Genomic DNA, 15,686 nt, shown 5'->3' on the forward strand with positions numbered 1-15,686 from the left:
TCCTCAGTCCCCGACCTTCAACAGGTGGGCGACCTTACGGATCATGCCGCGGACCGAAGGAGTATCCTCCAACTCCCGCGAACGGTGCATCTTGTTCAGCCCGAGCCCGATCAGCGTCTCCCGCTGGCCAGGCTTGCGACCGATGGGGGACCCGATCTGGGTCACCTTCACGGTCGGCTTGCTTGCGTCAGACACTGGCAGCCTCCTGCGGCGCTTCCGCCGGGGCCTGGTCCTTGCGCGGGCCGAGCAGGTCGGAGACCTTCTTGCCACGCCGGGAGGCGACGGCACGGGGACTCGTGCTGCGGGTCAGGGCCGCGAAGGTGGCCTTGATCATGTTATGCGGGTTGGTCGACCCGGTGCACTTGGCAACGACGTCGCCCATGCCGAGCGTCTCGAACACCGCACGCATTGGGCCGCCGGCGATGATGCCGGTACCCGCGGGCGCTGCCCGCAGGATGACCCGGCCAGCGCCGAACTCACCCAGGACATCGTGGTGCAGGGTCCGACCTTCCCGCATCGGGACGCGGATCATGGTGCGCTTCGCCTGCTCGGTCGCCTTGCGGATGGCTTCCGGGACTTCGCGCGCCTTGCCGGCACCCCAACCAACGCGACCCTTCTGGTCGCCGACAACCACCAGCGCAGCGAAGCTGAACCGACGGCCGCCCTTCACCACCTTGGCGACGCGGTTGATGGTGACCAGCTTGTCCTTCAGCTCGTCGCCGTCACCGCGCTCCTGGCGGTTCTCATTCTCACGGCCGCGGCCGCGACGACGGCGGTCACCGCCCTCGCCACCATGCTCGCCGCCGCCACCGCTATGGGGGGTACGTGCCATCTATGCCATCCTCAGAACGACAGCCCGCCCTCGCGGGCGGCGTCGGCCAGGGCCTTGACCCGGCCATGATACAGGTAAGGCCCGCGGTCGAAGACGACCTTCTCGACGCCAGCGGCCAGGGCGCGTTCCGCCACCAGCTTGCCGACAGTCGCCGCGGCTTCCTTGTCCGCGCCGGTCTTCAGCGCCTCGCGCATCGCCTTCTCCAGAGAGGAGGCAGCGGCAAGGGTGCGGCCCTGCGCGTCGTCGATGACCTGAGCGTAGATGTGCCGGCCCGAGCGGAAAACGGAAAGCCGCGGACGGCCCCCGCTTTTGATCTTGAGCTGGTAGCGGAGCCGGGACCGGCGCCGCGTCTGCAATGCGAGCTTGTCGGACATTACTTCTTCTTACCCTCCTTACGGAGGATCTGCTCATCGGTGTAGCGCACACCCTTGCCCTTGTAGGGCTCCGGGCCACGCCAGGCGCGGATTTCGGCGGCAACCTGACCAACCTGGCGCTTGTCCGCGCCTTCGACCTTGATGGCCGTCGGACGCTCGCAGGTGATCTTGATGCCGGCCGGCACCGGATAGCGGACTTCATGGCTGAACCCAAGGTTCAGAATGAGGTCGCTGCCCTGCACCGCGGCACGGTAGCCGGTGCCCTGGATCTCCATGGACTTGGTGAAGCCCGTGGAAACGCCGGTCACCATGCTGTTGATGAGGCTGCGAGTGGTGCCCCACATGGTGCGGGCCCGGCGATCGCCACCGCGCGGCTTCACCGCAACGAGGTCGTTGCCGATCTCCACATCCACATAATCGGTGAGGTCAAGCTTGAGCTCACCGTTCTTGCCCTTGGCCACCACGGTCCGACCCTGCAGCGCCACCTGGACGCCAGCCGGAACGGGAACGGGATACTTGCCGACGCGCGACATTCTCTATCCCTCCCTCAGAACACGCGGCAGAGGACTTCGCCGCCAACATTGGCGACGCGGGCCTCGGTGTCGCTCATCACGCCACGCGGCGTGGAGAGGATGGAGATGCCGAGGCCATTGTAGAACTTCGGCAGTTCCTTGATCTTCGAATAGACGCGCCGGCCAGGCTTGGAGACACGCATGATCTCCTTGATGGCGGGCTCACCTTCCGAATACTTCAGCTCGATCTCGATGCGGCTGATGCCAGGACGCTCCGCCTCGACGCGCCAGGCGCGGATATAGCCTTCGCGCTTCAGCACATCGAGCACATCGGTCCGCAACCGGCTGGCCGGGGCGACGCAACGCGTCTGCCGGGCCCGCTGGGCGTTGCGGATTCGGGTCAACAGATCCCCGAGCGGATCGGACAAAGACATATCCCCGCCCCCTTACCAGCTGGCCTTGGTCACGCCAGGCAACTGACCCGTATTGGCCAATTCCCGCAGCATGTTTCGGCTGAGCTTGAACTTACGATAGTTGCCACGCGCGCGGCCGGTCAGCTCGCAACGCAGGCGAACCCGGTTGGCGGCGCCATTGCGCGGCAGTTGCGCCAGCTTGAGGGTCGCCTCGAAGCGCTCCTCAACCGGCAGGGTGCGGTCCATCACCACGCTTTTCAGCAGGGCGCGCTTGGCGGCATGCGTCTGCGAGAGCTTCTCGCGCCGCTTGTTCTTCTGGACTGCCGAAGTCTTGGCCATGCGGTCTTCATCCTCCGGAACCTGCCCACTTACGAGCGGGTGGTTTTCCCAAGATATGTTGGTGCCAAAGTTACTTGGCAAACGGAAGCTGGAACGCCGTCAACAGCGCCTTGGCTTCCTTGTCGGTCTTCGCCGTGGTGACGAACTGGATGTCCATGCCGCGGACCGTGTCCACCCGATCATAGTTGATCTCGGGGAACACGATCTGCTCCTTCAGGCCCATGGCGAAGTTGCCACGACCATCGAAGCCACGGTTGGCCGGCAGGCCACGGAAATCCCGCACGCGCGGCATGGCAATGGTGACGAGCCGGTCGAGGAACTCGTACATCCGCGCCTTACGCAGCGTCACCTTACAACCGATCGCCTGGCCTTCGCGGATCTTGAAGCCCGCGATGGCCTTCTTCGCCTTGGTGCGCACCGGCTTCTGCCCGGCGATGGCCGTCATCTCGGCGACCGCCGCATCGAGCTTCTTGCCATCGGCCGCGGCTTCGCCGACGCCCATGTTGATGACGATCTTCTCGAGCTTCGGCACTTCCATGGGGTTCTTGTAGGCGAACTCCTCGGTCAGCTGCGGCCGGATCACCTCGGCATAGAAGACCGCGAGACGCGTCTTCTCAGCCGGCGAAGCAGCCGATTTGCCCGGCTTGGCGGCAACCGTCGTGACGGCGCGCCCGCCTTCGCTGGAAACCTCGGGCTTCTTCGCGTTGGTAGCGTTGTTGTTCTTGCTGGCGCCGCCCTTCTTGGCCGCGCCGCCCTTCTTCGAATCGCTCATGCGTCAAGCACCTCGCCCGAGGGCCGCGCCACGCGCACCTTCTTCCCGTCTTCCAGCACCCGGAACCCAACGCGGGTCGGCTTGCCGGACTTCGGGTCGAGCAGCGCCAGGTTCGAGAGGTGGATCGGTGCCTCCTTCTCCTGGATACCGCCCGGGGCATTCATCCCGCGCGGCTTCTGGTGACGCTTCACCACGTTCACGCCCTGAACCAGGGCACGCTTTTCCGTCGGGTTCACGGCGAGGACCTCGCCGCTCTTGCCCTTGTCACGACCGGTCAGGATCTGAACCCGGTCACCCTTGCGGATCTTGGCCGCCATGGTCAGAGGACCTCCGGCGCCAGGGAGATGATCTTCATGTACTTCCGTGCCCGGAGCTCACGCACCACCGGTCCAAAAATACGCGTGCCGATCGGTTCACCCTGCTTGTTGATCAGCACGGCGGCATTGCTGTCGAAGCGAATGGCCGTGCCGTCGATGCGGCGAACCGGATAGGCGGTGCGAACGATGACGGCGCGATGCACCTCACCCTTCTTCACCTTGGCGCGCGGAATGGCTTCCTTCACGGAGACGACGATGATGTCGCCCACGCTGGCTGTTTTCCGCTTCGAGCCGCCGAGCACCTTGATGCACTGGACGCGACGCGCACCGGAATTGTCGGCAACCTCGAGGTTGGCTTCGACGCCGATCATGCCGACACCGCTTCAGCCTGGGCCGCGAGAGGATTGCCATTGCGGACAACCACCTGCCACGCCTTCCGCTTCGACAGCGGCGGGCATTCCTCGATTTGCACCAGGTCGCCTTCCTTGCACAGGTTGGCTTCGTCATGCGCGGCGTACTTCTTCGAACGCCGGATGAACTTCTTATAGAGCGGATGCATCACGCGACGTTCGACAAGGACGGTAACCGTCTTGTCCATCTTGTCGCTGACCACCCGGCCCGTGAGGACGCGCTTCGGCATTGCCGCTGGTCTCCTCTCAGTTCTTGGGTTGAACGGGAGCCGAGCGCTTCCGCTCGGACATTACGAACTTGATGCGCGCGATATCGCGCCGCACCACCTTGACGCGGCCGGTTGCCTCGAGCTGACCGGTGGCCCGCTGAAAGCGCAGGTTGAACTGCTCCTTCCGCAGATCGAGCAGCTGCGTCTGCAGCTCATCCGGGGTCTTGGCACGGATGTCCGCAATCTTCGTCATCGCCTCACGCCTCCGCCGCGCCGAGGCGCGACACGATCTTGGTCCGGATCGGCAGCTTGGCGGCGCCGAGAGTCAGCGCCTCCTTGGCGGTGTCAAGCGACACGCCATCGATCTCGAACATGATGCGGCCCGGCTTGATCCGAGCCACCCAGAACTCCGGCGCGCCCTTGCCGGAGCCCATGCGGACTTCGGCCGGCTTCGTCGACACGGGAACATCCGGAAAAATCCGGATCCAGACGCGACCCTGGCGCTTCATAGCACGAGTGATCGCGCGACGAGCGGCTTCAATCTGCCGGGCGGTCACCCGCTCCGGCTCCAGCGCCTTCAGGCCGAACCCGCCGAAGCTCAGCGAGAACCCACCCTTGGCGAGACCCTTGATCCGACCCTTGTGGGCCTTCCGAAACTTAGTGCGCTTGGGCTGCAGCATCTCACATCATCCCTTAGCGCTGCGGCGCCTGCTCGGCGGCGCGCTTGTCCTGCGCCATCGGGTCGTGCGCCAGGATCTCACCCTTGAAGATCCAGACCTTCACGCCGCAAGAGCCGTAGGTGGTCTTCGCAGTCGCCGTGCCGAAGTCAATGTCGGCGCGCAGCGTATGCAGCGGCACGCGACCTTCACGGTACCATTCCATCCGGGCGATCTCGGCACCGCCGAGGCGACCGGAACAATTGATCCGGATGCCGCCGGCGCCGAGGCGCATGGCCGACTGGACGGCCCGCTTCATCGCCCGGCGGAAGGCCACGCGGCGCTCCAGCTGCTGGGCGATGTTCTCGGCAACCAGGGTCGCGTCGATCTCCGGCTTGCGGATCTCGACGATGTTCAGCGAGACCTCGGCGCCGGCGAGTTTCGCCAGATCCTTGCGCAGCACCTCGATGTCCGCGCCCTTCTTCCCGATGACAACACCGGGGCGAGCGGCATGGATGGTGACGCGCGGCTTCTTCGCCGGACGCTCGATGACCACGCGGCTGACGCCGGCACCCTTCAGGCGGGTGCGCAGCATGTCGCGCAGCTTCAGGTCCTCATGCAGCAACCGGGAGTAGTCGGCATCTGCGAACCAGCGGCTGTCCCAGGTCCGGTTGATACCGAGCCGGAAGCCGATCGGATTGACCTTGTGACCCATGTTACGCGGCCTCCTGCGCTGCCGCTGCGACTGCGGGCTGTTCGGCGACCACGATCTTCAGGTGGCTGAACCACTTCTCGACGCGCGCCGCACGGCCACGGCCGCGGGCGGAGAAACGCTTCATCACCTGGGAACGGCCCACCTCGGCACGGGCAACGACCAGCTGATCGACGTCCAGCTGGTGGTTGTTTTCCGCATTGGCGATGGCGCTCTCCAGCGTCTTCTTCACGGTCTGGGCAATGCGGCGCTTGCTGAAGGTCAGCGTGGCGACGGCATCATCGGCCCGGCGGCCGCGGATCAGTGCGGCGACCAAGTTGAGCTTACGCGGGCTGACACGAATGTTCTTCGTGATGGCCTGCGCCTCGGTCTCCGGGAGACCGCGTTCGTGCTTCGGCTTGCTCATCGGATCAGCCCCGCTTCGCCTTCTTGTCGGACGAATGCCCGGTGAAGGTCCGCGTCGGCGAGAACTCGCCGAACTTGTGGCCCACCATGTTCTCCGAAACCTGCACGGGAATGAACTTCTTCCCGTTGTAGACACCGAAGGTGAGCCCGACGAACTGCGGCAGGATCGTGCTGCGACGCGACCAGATCTTGATGATCTCGTTCCGTGTCGAAGCCTTGGCGGCCTCCGCCTTGTTCAGCAGGTAGCCGTCGACAAACGGCCCCTTCCATACGCTGCGCGGCATCGCCCTCAGCCCTTCGTCGCGGTGCGGCGACGGACAATGAGCCGGTCCGTCCGCTTGTTGTTGCGCGTCTTGGCGCCCTTCGTCGGCTTGCCCCAGGGGGTAACCGGGTGTCGGCCACCGCTGGTCCGGCCTTCACCACCACCATGCGGGTGGTCGACCGGGTTCATCACGACGCCACGCTGATGCGGACGACGGCCGAGCCAACGCGAACGACCGGCCTTGCCGATCTGCTGGTTGGAGTTGTCCGGGTTCGAAACAGCACCGATCGTCGCCATGCATTCGGCGCGGACAGTACGGACCTCGCCGGACATCAGCTTCACCTGTGCATAGCCGGCATCCTTGCCGACCAGCTGCACATAGGTGCCAGCCGAACGGGCAATCTTGCCGCCAGCGCCGGGCTTCAGCTCGACGTTGTGAACAATGGTACCAACCGGGATGGACCCCAGCGGCATGGCATTGCCCGGCTTGATGTCCGCGCGCTCAGCGGCGATGACGGAGTCACCGGCCTTCAGGCGCTGCGGCGCGATAATGTAGGACAGTTCGCCATCGGCGTACTTCACCAGCGCGATCCAGGCCGTGCGGTTCGGATCGTATTCCAGCCGCTCGACAGTCGCGGTCACGCCCAGCTTGGCGTTCCGCTTGAAATCGACGTGGCGATAGGTCTGTTTGTGTCCGCCGCCCCGGAACCGAACGGTGGTACGACCATGATTGTTGCGGCCGCCGGAATGGGACTTGCCCTCCGTCAGCTGCTTGACCGGCTTGCCCTTCCACAGCTCATCCCGCTTGACCAGGATGGTGCCGCGAAGGCTCGGCGTGACCGGATTAAAGCTCTTCAGTGCCATGACGTTACGCGAGCCCCGTCGTCAGGTCGATGCTCTGGCCTTCGGCCAGGCGCACGACGGCCTTCTTCCAGTCAGAACGCTGACCAGGCCGATTACGGAAGCGCTTGGCCTTGCCCTTCACCACAAGGGTGTTGACCGCCAGCACCTTCACCCCGAACAGGGCTTCCACCGAGGCCTTGATCTCCGGCTTGGTCGCGTCGAGCGCAACCTTGAAGACCACTTGGCTACGCTCGGTCAGGAGTGTTGCCTTTTCGGTGACAACCGGAGAGAGGATAGTCTGATACATCCGCTCCTTGGAAATCACCGGCTTCGCCGTGCTCGCGCTCATGCCAGGCGCTCCGCCAGGGCCGCGATGCCGGCACGGGTCACCGCGAGGACATCGTGGTTCAGAATGTCATAGACATTGGCGCCCATGGTGGGCAGCACATGCATATGGGGCAGGTTGCGGATGCCGCGGCCGAAACCCTCGTCCACCTGCGCATCGACCACCAGGGCGCTGGTCCAGCCGAGCTGCTTGAGCTGCTTGGCGAGAACCGCAGTCTTGGTATCGGCGGCAGAGGCGGCAGTGTCGAGCACCACCAGCTTGCCCTCGGCAACCTTCTGGCTGAGCGCACTGATCAGGCCGAGCCGGCGAACCTTCTTGTTCAGGCTGTAGCCGTGATCGCGCACGACCGGACCGTGGACGATGCCACCGCCGCGGTACTGCGGCGCCCGCAGCGAACCCTGACGGGCATTGCCCGTGCCCTTCTGCCGATAAGGCTTCTTCGTGGTGCCAGAAACCTCACCGAGGCCCTTCACCTTATGCGTACCTGCCCGCCGCTTGGCGAGCTGCCAGTGAACGACGCGCGCCATGATATCAGCGCGCGGCTGCGCTGCGAACAGCGCCTCCGGCAGATCGATATCGCCTGCCGTGCCGTTATCCAGCGTGATGACCGGAACCTGCATCGAACTCAATCCTTACGCCGCGGCCGTCGGGAAAGGAGCATCGGCATGACGCGCGCGCTTCACAGCGTCCCGCACCAGCACATAGCCACCCTTGGAGCCGGGCACCGCGCCCTTCACCAGCAACAGGCCCTTGTCGAGATCATAGCCCGCGATCTCGAGGTTCTGGGTGGTGATACGCTCCACACCCAGATGGCCCGCCATCTTCTTGTTCTTGAAGGTCTTGCCCGGATCCTGACGGTTACCGGTCGAGCCAGGAGAACGATGGCTGATCGACACGCCGTGCGAGGCTTCCAGGCCGGCGAAATTCCAGCGCTTCATCGCACCGGCAAAACCCTTGCCCTGCGAGATGCCGGTCACATCGACGATCTGACCCTTCACGAAATGCGCCGCGGTCAGCTTCGCGCCAGGCTCGAGCGCCGCATCGGCACCGACCCGGAACTCAACGACCTTCTTCGGCGCCTCAACCCCGGCCTTCGCGAAATGTCCGCGGTTGGCCTTGGTCACGTTCTTCGGCTTCGCCACGCCGATACCGAGCTGCACGGCATCATAGCCGTCGGTCTCGGTGGTACGGCGGGCAATGACGCGCACCTCATCGAGGTGGAGCACGGTCACGGGGACCGTGCTGCCATCCTCGTTGAACAGCCGGGTCATGCCCAGCTTCTTGGCGATCAGGCCGGTGCGGCCGGTTTTGGCGGCCATGGCAGTAAACTCCCCCTGGCCTTACAGCTTGATCTCGACGTCCACGCCGGCAGCCAGGTCGAGCTTCATCAGCGCGTCCACGGTCTGCGGAGTGGGGTCGACGATATCAAGCAGGCGGCGATGCGTGCGGATTTCGAACTGCTCACGGCTTTTCTTGTCGATATGCGGTGAGCGGTTGACGGTGAAGCGTTCGATCTCCGTCGGCAGCGGAATCGGGCCGCGTACACGGGCGCCCGTCCGCTTCGCGGTATTCACGATCTCCCGCGTGCTGCCATCGAGCACGCGGTGATCGAACGCCTTGAGGCGGATGCGGATGTTCTGGCTGTCCATGGTAAGCGGACCGATCCTTGACTGAGCCTGACGTTACTTCACGATGCTGGCGACGACGCCGGCGCCGACGGTGCGGCCGCCCTCGCGGATGGCGAAGCGCAGGCCCTCGTCCATGGCGATCGGCGCGATCAGCTCGACGTCCATCGACACGTTGTCGCCCGGCATCACCATCTCGACGCCTTCCGGCAGCTTGACGATGCCCGTGACGTCCGTGGTCCGGAAGTAGAACTGCGGCCGGTAGTTGGTGAAGAACGGCGTGTGCCGGCCACCTTCTTCCTTCGTCAGGATATAGGCCTCGGCCTTGAAGCCGGTGTGCGGGGTGATCGAGCCGGGGGCGGCCAGAACCTGGCCACGCTCGACGTCCTCACGCTTCACGCCGCGCAGCAGCGCGCCGATGTTGTCGCCCGCCTGCCCGCTGTCCAGCAGCTTGCGGAACATCTCGACGCCGGTAACGACGGTCTTCACCGTGGTCTTCAGCCCGACGATCTCGACTTCCTCGCCCACCTTGACGATGCCGCGCTCGACGCGCCCGGTCACCACCGTGCCGCGGCCCGAGATGCTGAACACGTCCTCGACCGGCATCAGGAAGGGCCGGTCCAGCGCACGCGCCGGCTGCGGGATATAGGCATCCACCGCCGCCATCAGCTCGAGGATCGCCTTCTCGCCGATCTCCGGCGTCTTGTCCTCGAGGGCGGCCACCGCCGAGCCCTTGATGATCGGGATGTCGTCGCCCGGGAACTTGTAGGCCGAGAGCAGCTCGCGGACTTCCATCTCGACCAGCTCGACCAGATCCGGGTCGGCCAGGTCCATCTTGTTCAGGAAGACCACCAGCGCCGGCACGCCGACCTGACGCGCCAGCAGGATGTGCTCGCGGGTCTGCGGCATCGGGCCGTCGGCCGCCGAGACCACCAGGATCGCGCCGTCCATCTGCGCCGCGCCGGTGATCATGTTCTTCACATAATCGGCGTGGCCGGGGCAGTCGACGTGGGCGTAGTGCCGGTTCTGCGTCTCGTACTCGACATGCGCGGTCGAGATCGTGATCCCGCGCGCCTTCTCCTCCGGCGCCTTGTCGATCTGGTCGTACGCCGTGAACGTCGCACCACCGGTCTTGGCCAGAACCTTGGTGATCGCCGCGGTCAGCGACGTCTTGCCATGATCAACGTGACCAATCGTGCCAATGTTGCAGTGCGGCTTGTTCCGCTCAAACTTCGCCTTACCCATCGTCTTTGTCCCCGATCGGGCGTGCTGTTGCCAGCGCCCCGCGCGTCAGCGCGATGTTACCAACGATAATGGCTGAAGGCTTTGTTTGCCTCCGCCATCCGGTGCGTGTCTTCGCGCTTCTTGACAGCCGTGCCACGGTTGTTCGCCGCGTCCATCAGCTCGCCCGAGAGGCGCTCTTCCATCGTGTTCTCACCACGCTTCCGCGCGGATTCGATCAGCCAGCGGATCGCCAGCGCCTGGCGGCGCTCGGGGCGAACCTCGACCGGAACCTGGTACGTGGCGCCACCGACACGGCGGCTGCGCACTTCCACGGCCGGCTTCACGTTGTCCATTGCTTCATGGAACATGCGCAGCGGATCCCCATTGGGGCCCACGCGACGCTTCAGCGTATCCATTGCTGCATAGACGATACGTTCGGCAGTGCTCTTCTTGCCATCGTACATCAGCACGTTCATAAAACGGCTGAGAACGAGATCCCCGAACTTCGGGTCCGGCAGCACTTCGCGCTTTTCAGCGCTATGACGGCGAGACATTCCTGCTCTCTCCTACTTTGGCCGCTTCGCGCCGTACAGCGAACGACGCTGGCGACGCTTCGGCAGGCCCTGCGTATCGAGCACGCCGCGCAGGATATGGTAGCGAACGCCCGGCAAATCCTTCACGCGGCCGCCACGGATCAGGACCACGGAGTGTTCCTGCAGGTTGTGGCCTTCGCCCGGGATGTAGCTCACCACCTCGTAGCCATTGGTCAGGCGCACCTTGGCGACCTTACGAAGGGCCGAGTTCGGCTTCTTCGGTGTGGTCGTATAGACACGCGTGCAAACGCCACGCTTTTGCGGGCAGCCCTGAAGCGCCGGAACCTTGTTCCGCTTCGCATTCGGCTCGCGCCCTTGGGCGATGAGCTGGTTGATCGTCGGCATGACGCCCCTTCGTGTACCGTCCGTCAGCCCCGCGACCGCGCAAGGACAAGGTGCCCGCACGGGCAGAGCAAGATGCTCGCCGGCAGGCGCCCTGACCGGCACTCGGCCTAAGCAACCCAAAGTCGGGATGCGGTGCCGAACGCGCAGCGTTGTGGACCAAAGTCTTGGCAGTCCGGCGCCACAGCGCCCAGCCTTGCCAAGGGCCGGTTACCTACGCGGGGGATGAGGGAGAGTCAAGCGAAGCAGGCGCGGTCACGTGAAAAACCCTGCTTAAATGAAAAGGGCCGGGTCCCTTGCGGAACCCGGCCCATTCGCTTCTGCAGCCTTGCTGATTACTCGGCGGCCTGACGCCCCGCAGGCTCCGGCAAGGCGGGCTGGGAGGCCGGTAGGCGCCCCTTGTCCCGTTGGGCAGCCAGGGCCCGCAGACGGTTCATCACAGAGCCTGTGCCGGCCGGGATGAGGCGGCCGACGATGACGTTCTCCTTCAGGCCCGCCAGCACGTCGACCTTGCCTGCCGTGGCAGCCTCGGTCAGCACCCGCGTCGTCTCCTGGAAGGAGGCGGCGGAGATGAAGCTGGTGGTCTGCAGGGACGCCTTGGTGATGCCCTGCAGCACCGGCTCGGCCCGTGCGGGCCGCTCCTTTGCCGCAAGCCGCTTTTCGTTCTCGTCCTCGAACTCGATCCGATCCACCTGCTCGCCGACCAGATAGGTCGTATCACCGGCCTCGAGGATCTCGACCTTCTGCAGCATCTGGCGCGCGATGACTTCGATATGCTTATCGTTGATCTTCACGCCCTGTAGTCGATAGACGTCCTGGATTTCATTCACCAGGTAGTTCGCCAACTGCTCGACGCCGAGCACGCGCAGGATGTCATGCGGCACGCGCGGGCCGTCGACGAGCGGATCGCCGGCCTTCACGTAGTCGCCTTCCTGCACCGAGACGTGCTTGCCCTTGGGCACCAGATATTCACGCGGCACGGGGGCCTCGTCACCCTGCTGCTCCGGCACCACCACGATGCGACGCTTCGCCTTGTAGTCCTTGCCGAACTCGACACGGCCGTCGATCTCCGAAATGATCGCGTGGTCCTTCGGGCGACGTGCCTCGAAGAGCTCCGCGACTCGCGGCAGACCGCCGGTGATATCGCGCGTCTTCGAGGATTCGCGCGGCAGACGAGCCAGGACGTCACCTGCCTTCACCGTGCCGTGGTTCTCGATGTTCAACACCGAGGCCGGCTGCAGGAAGTACTGCTGCACCTGCCCGTCCTCGGACTTTAGCAGCAGACGCGGACGCAGGTTGGCGTTACGGGCCTTGTCGATCGGCTCACGAACCACCTTAGAGGTGAGTCCGGTAACCGGATCGGTTTCCTCATAAAGCGTCACCGCCTCGATGAGATCAGCGAACTCGACCAGGCCGGACCGCTCCGTGATGATCGGAAGGGTGAAGGGATCCCATTCGGCCAGCTTCTGGCCGCGGGCCACCGTCGCCCCCTCATCCACCAGCAACCGGGCGCCATAGGGCACGCGATACCGTGCCCGCTCACGCCCCGCCACGTCGGCGAGCACGATCTCGCAGTTGCGGCTCATCACCACCGGCGCGCCAGCGCTGTTCGCCACCACGTTGCGGTTGGCGATCTTGACCGTGCCGTCGTTGGTTGCCTCAACGGCGGACTGCTCGGCCCCACGCTGCGCCGCGCCACCGATGTGGAAGGTACGCATGGTCAGCTGCGTACCCGGCTCACCGATGGACTGCGCGGCGATGACGCCGACCGCCTCGCCGACGTTCACCGGCGTACCACGCGCCAGGTCACGGCCGTAGCAATGGCCGCAGACGCCGACGCCGGCATCGCAGGTGAGGACGGAGCGGATGTACATCTCCTCCACGCCCGCCGCCTCGATGCGCTCGGCATCCGGCTCTTCGATCAGCTTGTTGCGGACCATCAGCACTTCGCCGGTCGCGGGATCGACCACGTCGCGCTGCGAGACGCGGCCGAGGATCCTCTCGGAAAGCGAGGAGATGACCTCACCGCCGTCCATCACGGGCCGCACGGTGATGCCGCGCTCGGTCCCGCAATCATTCATGACGATGATGCAGTCCTGCGCCACGTCCACCAGACGACGGGTGAGGTAGCCGGAGTTCGCCGTCTTCAACGCCGTATCCGCGAGGCCCTTGCGGGCGCCGTGGGTCGAGTTGAAGTACTCAAGGACCGTCAGCCCCTCCTTGAAGTTGGAGATGATGGGCTGCTCGATGATCTCGCCCGAGGGCTTGGCCATCAGGCCGCGCATGCCGGCCAGCTGGCGCATCTGCGCCGGCGACCCACGCGCACCGGAGTGCGACATCATCCAGACGCTGTTCGTCGGCCGGCCGATCTCCTGACGGGAAATCTCCTTCATCATCGCCTGCGCCACTTCCTCGGTGCAACGCGACCAGGCGTCGACCACCTTGTTGTAGCGCTCGCCCGCGGTGATCAGGCCGTCGAGGTACTGCTGCTCGAACTCCTTCACCTCGGTCTTGGTCTTGGCGATCATCCCGGTCTTCTCGGCCGGGATCATCATATCGTCCTTGCCGAAGGAAATGCCCGCCTTCGCCGCCTGACGGAAGCCGATGCCCATCAGCCGATCGGCGAAGATCACGCTCTCCTTCTGGCCGCAATGCCGATAGACCGCATCGATGACGTCGGAGATCGACTTCTTCGTCAGCTGGCGATTGATGAGGCTGTACGGCAGCTGCGGATGCAGCGGCAGCAGCTGGCCCATCATCACCCGGCCCGGCGTGGTCACCACCCGCTCCATCACCAGCTTGCCGTCGCGGTCCATGGTCTGGCGCCGCATACGGATCTTGGTGTGGAGCTGCAGCGCGCCGGCCGCCATCGCCTGCTCGATCTCGCCCATGGTCGAGAAGGCAGGCGCCTTCTGCTCATCGGCGACCCGGTATTCCGGCGTCTCCAGGCTGAGGTAGTAGAGGCCGAGCACGATGTCCTGGCTCGGCACGATGATCGGCTTGCCATTGGCCGGGCTGAGGATGTTGTTGGTCGACATCATCAGCACGCGGGCTTCGAGCTGCGCTTCCAGCGACAGCGGCACGTGCACCGCCATCTGGTCGCCGTCGAAATCCGCATTGAAGGCGGTGCAGACCAGCGGATGCAGCTGGATCGCCTTGCCCTCGACCAGCACCGGCTCGAAGGCCTGGATGCCGAGACGGTGGAGCGTCGGCGCCCGGTTCAGCATCACGGGATGCTCGCGGATCACCTCCTCGAGGATGTCCCAGACCTCGGGACGCTCCTTTTCCACCATCCGCTTCGCGGCCTTGATGGTGGTGGCGTGGCCGTACTTCTCGAGCTTCGAGTAGATGAAGGGCTTGAACAGCTCGAGCGCCATCTTCTTCGGCAGCCCGCACTGATGCAGCTTCATCTCCGGCCCGACGACGATGACCGAACGGCCGGAGTAGTCGACGCGCTTGCCGAGCAGGTTCTGCCGGAACCGGCCCTGCTTGCCCTTCAGCATGTCGGACAGCGACTTCAACGGGCGCTTGTTGGCCCCCGTGATGGCGCGGCCGCGGCGGCCGTTGTCGAACAGCGCATCCACCGCTTCCTGCAGCATGCGCTTCTCGTTGCGGACGATGATGTCCGGAGCGCGCAGCTCGATCAGCCGCTTCAGGCGGTTGTTGCGGTTGATGACGCGGCGGTACAGATCATTCAAATCCGAGGTCGCGAACCGACCACCGTCCAGCGGCACCAGCGGGCGCAGCTCAGGCGGAATGACCGGCACGACGTTCAGGATCATCCAGTCCGGACGTGCACCGCTTTCGGCAAAAGCCTCGATCAGCTTCAGCCGCTTGACCAGCTTCTTGCGCTTCGCCTCGGAGGTGGTCTCCTTGAGGTCGGCACGCAGGCGCACGGCTTCCTTGCCGCTGTCGATCCCCGACAGCATCTGCTTCACCGCTTCCGCGCCGATGCCGACCGTGAAGGCATCCTCGCCGAACTCATCCATCTTCGTCTGGTACTGGTCTTCAGTCATCAGCTGATGCAGCTTCAGATCGGTCAGGCCCGGCTCCAGCACGACGTAGGATTCGAAGTAGAGGACCTTCTCCAGCTCCTTCAGCGTCATGTCGACCATGAGGCCGACGCGGCTCGGGAGGGACTTCATGAACCAGATATGCGCGACAGGCGAGGCCAGCTCGATATGGCCCATGCGCTCGCGGCGCACCTTCGCCAGAGTCACCTCGACGCCGCACTTCTCGCAGATGATACCGCGGAACTTCATCCGCTTGTACTTGCCGCAGAGGCACTCGTAGTCCTTGATCGGGCCGAAGATGCGGGCGCAGAACAGCCCGTCCCGCTCCGGCTTGAAGGTACGGTAGTTGATGGTCTCCGGCTTCTTGATCTCGCCATAGCTCCAGGAGCGGATCTGCTCCGGGCTGGCAATGGAGATCTTGATCTGGTCGAAGGTCATCGCCTGGCCGGTTTGGCCCAGGATCTTCATCAGCTCGTTCATGCGGCCT

The 15,686-nt window shown here is 64.8% G+C and carries 24 protein-coding genes; all 24 read right to left on the reverse strand.

Features of this window, described 5'->3' with window-relative positions:
- Positions 1 to 3 precede the first annotated feature (3 nt).
- Positions 4 to 195: a 50S ribosomal protein L30 gene (gene rpmD, locus AC0IW9_RS02800; protein WP_290317023.1), complete on the reverse strand. Its 192-nt coding sequence runs from the start codon at positions 193 to 195 to the stop codon at positions 4 to 6.
- Complete coding sequence (gene rpsE / locus AC0IW9_RS02805) at positions 188 to 832, reverse strand: 30S ribosomal protein S5 (RefSeq protein WP_471646682.1); 645 nt, start codon at positions 830 to 832, stop codon at positions 188 to 190. The genes rpmD and rpsE overlap by 8 nt, the downstream gene beginning before the upstream one ends.
- 11 nt (positions 833 to 843) lie before the next feature.
- Positions 844 to 1,206, reverse strand: coding sequence for a 50S ribosomal protein L18 (rplR, locus tag AC0IW9_RS02810; RefSeq protein ID WP_471646683.1), 363 nt, complete (start codon positions 1,204 to 1,206; stop codon positions 844 to 846).
- Positions 1,206 to 1,739: a 50S ribosomal protein L6 gene (gene rplF / locus AC0IW9_RS02815; RefSeq protein ID WP_471646684.1), complete on the reverse strand. Its 534-nt coding sequence runs from the start codon at positions 1,737 to 1,739 to the stop codon at positions 1,206 to 1,208. The genes rplR and rplF overlap by 1 nt, the downstream gene beginning before the upstream one ends.
- Positions 1,740 to 1,753: 14 nt before the next feature.
- Positions 1,754 to 2,152: a 30S ribosomal protein S8 gene (gene rpsH, locus AC0IW9_RS02820; protein WP_471646685.1), complete on the reverse strand. Its 399-nt coding sequence runs from the start codon at positions 2,150 to 2,152 to the stop codon at positions 1,754 to 1,756.
- 12 nt (positions 2,153 to 2,164) lie between these two features.
- Positions 2,165 to 2,470: a 30S ribosomal protein S14 gene (gene rpsN / locus AC0IW9_RS02825; RefSeq protein WP_471646686.1), complete on the reverse strand. Its 306-nt coding sequence runs from the start codon at positions 2,468 to 2,470 to the stop codon at positions 2,165 to 2,167.
- A gap of 70 nt (positions 2,471 to 2,540) precedes the next feature.
- Positions 2,541 to 3,242 (reverse strand): 50S ribosomal protein L5, encoded by a 702-nt coding sequence (gene rplE / locus AC0IW9_RS02830; RefSeq protein ID WP_471646687.1) that lies wholly within the window; start codon positions 3,240 to 3,242, stop codon positions 2,541 to 2,543.
- Entirely contained in the window at positions 3,239 to 3,559 is a 321-nt protein-coding gene (gene rplX / locus AC0IW9_RS02835) for a 50S ribosomal protein L24 (protein ID WP_471646688.1), read from the reverse strand. Before rplX ends, rplE begins: the two co-directional genes overlap by 4 nt.
- Before the next feature lie 2 nt (positions 3,560 to 3,561).
- Positions 3,562 to 3,930, reverse strand: a complete 369-nt coding sequence (rplN, locus tag AC0IW9_RS02840; protein WP_290317015.1) for a 50S ribosomal protein L14 — start codon at positions 3,928 to 3,930, stop codon at positions 3,562 to 3,564.
- The gene (rpsQ, locus tag AC0IW9_RS02845) at positions 3,927 to 4,199 is read right to left on the reverse strand and encodes a 30S ribosomal protein S17 (protein ID WP_471646689.1); all 273 of its coding nucleotides are present in this window, start codon (positions 4,197 to 4,199) and stop codon (positions 3,927 to 3,929) included. The genes rplN and rpsQ overlap by 4 nt, the downstream gene beginning before the upstream one ends.
- 16 nt (positions 4,200 to 4,215) lie before the next feature.
- Positions 4,216 to 4,431 carry a 50S ribosomal protein L29 gene (gene rpmC / locus AC0IW9_RS02850; RefSeq protein WP_290317013.1) on the reverse strand — a complete coding sequence of 72 codons (216 nt, stop codon included), beginning with the start codon at positions 4,429 to 4,431 and terminating at the stop codon, positions 4,216 to 4,218.
- 4 nt (positions 4,432 to 4,435) lie between these two features.
- Positions 4,436 to 4,858, reverse strand: coding sequence for a 50S ribosomal protein L16 (gene rplP / locus AC0IW9_RS02855; RefSeq protein ID WP_290317012.1), 423 nt, complete (start codon positions 4,856 to 4,858; stop codon positions 4,436 to 4,438).
- Between the two features lie 13 nt (positions 4,859 to 4,871).
- Positions 4,872 to 5,549 carry a 30S ribosomal protein S3 gene (gene rpsC, locus AC0IW9_RS02860; RefSeq protein WP_471646690.1) on the reverse strand — a complete coding sequence of 226 codons (678 nt, stop codon included), beginning with the start codon at positions 5,547 to 5,549 and terminating at the stop codon, positions 4,872 to 4,874.
- 1 nt (position 5,550) lies between these two features.
- The gene (gene rplV / locus AC0IW9_RS02865; protein ID WP_290317010.1) at positions 5,551 to 5,952 is read right to left on the reverse strand and encodes a 50S ribosomal protein L22; all 402 of its coding nucleotides are present in this window, start codon (positions 5,950 to 5,952) and stop codon (positions 5,551 to 5,553) included.
- A gap of 4 nt (positions 5,953 to 5,956) precedes the next feature.
- Entirely contained in the window at positions 5,957 to 6,235 is a 279-nt protein-coding gene (gene rpsS / locus AC0IW9_RS02870) for a 30S ribosomal protein S19 (RefSeq protein WP_290317009.1), read from the reverse strand.
- A gap of 5 nt (positions 6,236 to 6,240) precedes the next feature.
- Positions 6,241 to 7,077: a 50S ribosomal protein L2 gene (rplB, locus tag AC0IW9_RS02875; RefSeq protein WP_471646691.1), complete on the reverse strand. Its 837-nt coding sequence runs from the start codon at positions 7,075 to 7,077 to the stop codon at positions 6,241 to 6,243.
- A 4-nt stretch (positions 7,078 to 7,081) separates the two neighbouring features.
- Positions 7,082 to 7,378, reverse strand: a complete 297-nt coding sequence (locus AC0IW9_RS02880) for a 50S ribosomal protein L23 (RefSeq protein WP_471646729.1) — start codon at positions 7,376 to 7,378, stop codon at positions 7,082 to 7,084.
- Positions 7,379 to 7,401: 23 nt separating this feature from the next.
- Positions 7,402 to 8,022 carry a 50S ribosomal protein L4 gene (rplD, locus tag AC0IW9_RS02885; protein WP_471646692.1) on the reverse strand — a complete coding sequence of 207 codons (621 nt, stop codon included), beginning with the start codon at positions 8,020 to 8,022 and terminating at the stop codon, positions 7,402 to 7,404.
- Between the two features lie 12 nt (positions 8,023 to 8,034).
- Complete coding sequence (rplC, locus tag AC0IW9_RS02890) at positions 8,035 to 8,721, reverse strand: 50S ribosomal protein L3 (protein WP_471646693.1); 687 nt, start codon at positions 8,719 to 8,721, stop codon at positions 8,035 to 8,037.
- 21 nt (positions 8,722 to 8,742) lie between these two features.
- Positions 8,743 to 9,051, reverse strand: a complete 309-nt coding sequence (gene rpsJ, locus AC0IW9_RS02895; RefSeq protein WP_186773380.1) for a 30S ribosomal protein S10 — start codon at positions 9,049 to 9,051, stop codon at positions 8,743 to 8,745.
- Between the two features lie 33 nt (positions 9,052 to 9,084).
- Positions 9,085 to 10,272 (reverse strand): elongation factor Tu, encoded by a 1,188-nt coding sequence (gene tuf / locus AC0IW9_RS02900; RefSeq protein WP_471646694.1) that lies wholly within the window; start codon positions 10,270 to 10,272, stop codon positions 9,085 to 9,087.
- Between the two features lie 56 nt (positions 10,273 to 10,328).
- Entirely contained in the window at positions 10,329 to 10,805 is a 477-nt protein-coding gene (rpsG, locus tag AC0IW9_RS02905; protein WP_290320727.1) for a 30S ribosomal protein S7, read from the reverse strand.
- A gap of 12 nt (positions 10,806 to 10,817) precedes the next feature.
- A complete protein-coding gene (gene rpsL, locus AC0IW9_RS02910; RefSeq protein WP_043337543.1) occupies positions 10,818 to 11,189 on the reverse strand; it encodes a 30S ribosomal protein S12 in 372 nt (123 codons plus the stop codon).
- A gap of 332 nt (positions 11,190 to 11,521) precedes the next feature.
- Entirely contained in the window at positions 11,522 to 15,679 is a 4,158-nt protein-coding gene (gene rpoC / locus AC0IW9_RS02915) for a DNA-directed RNA polymerase subunit beta' (RefSeq protein ID WP_471646695.1), read from the reverse strand.
- Positions 15,680 to 15,686: the final 7 nt, after the last annotated feature.

The organism is Belnapia sp. AC561, assembly GCF_979252845.1.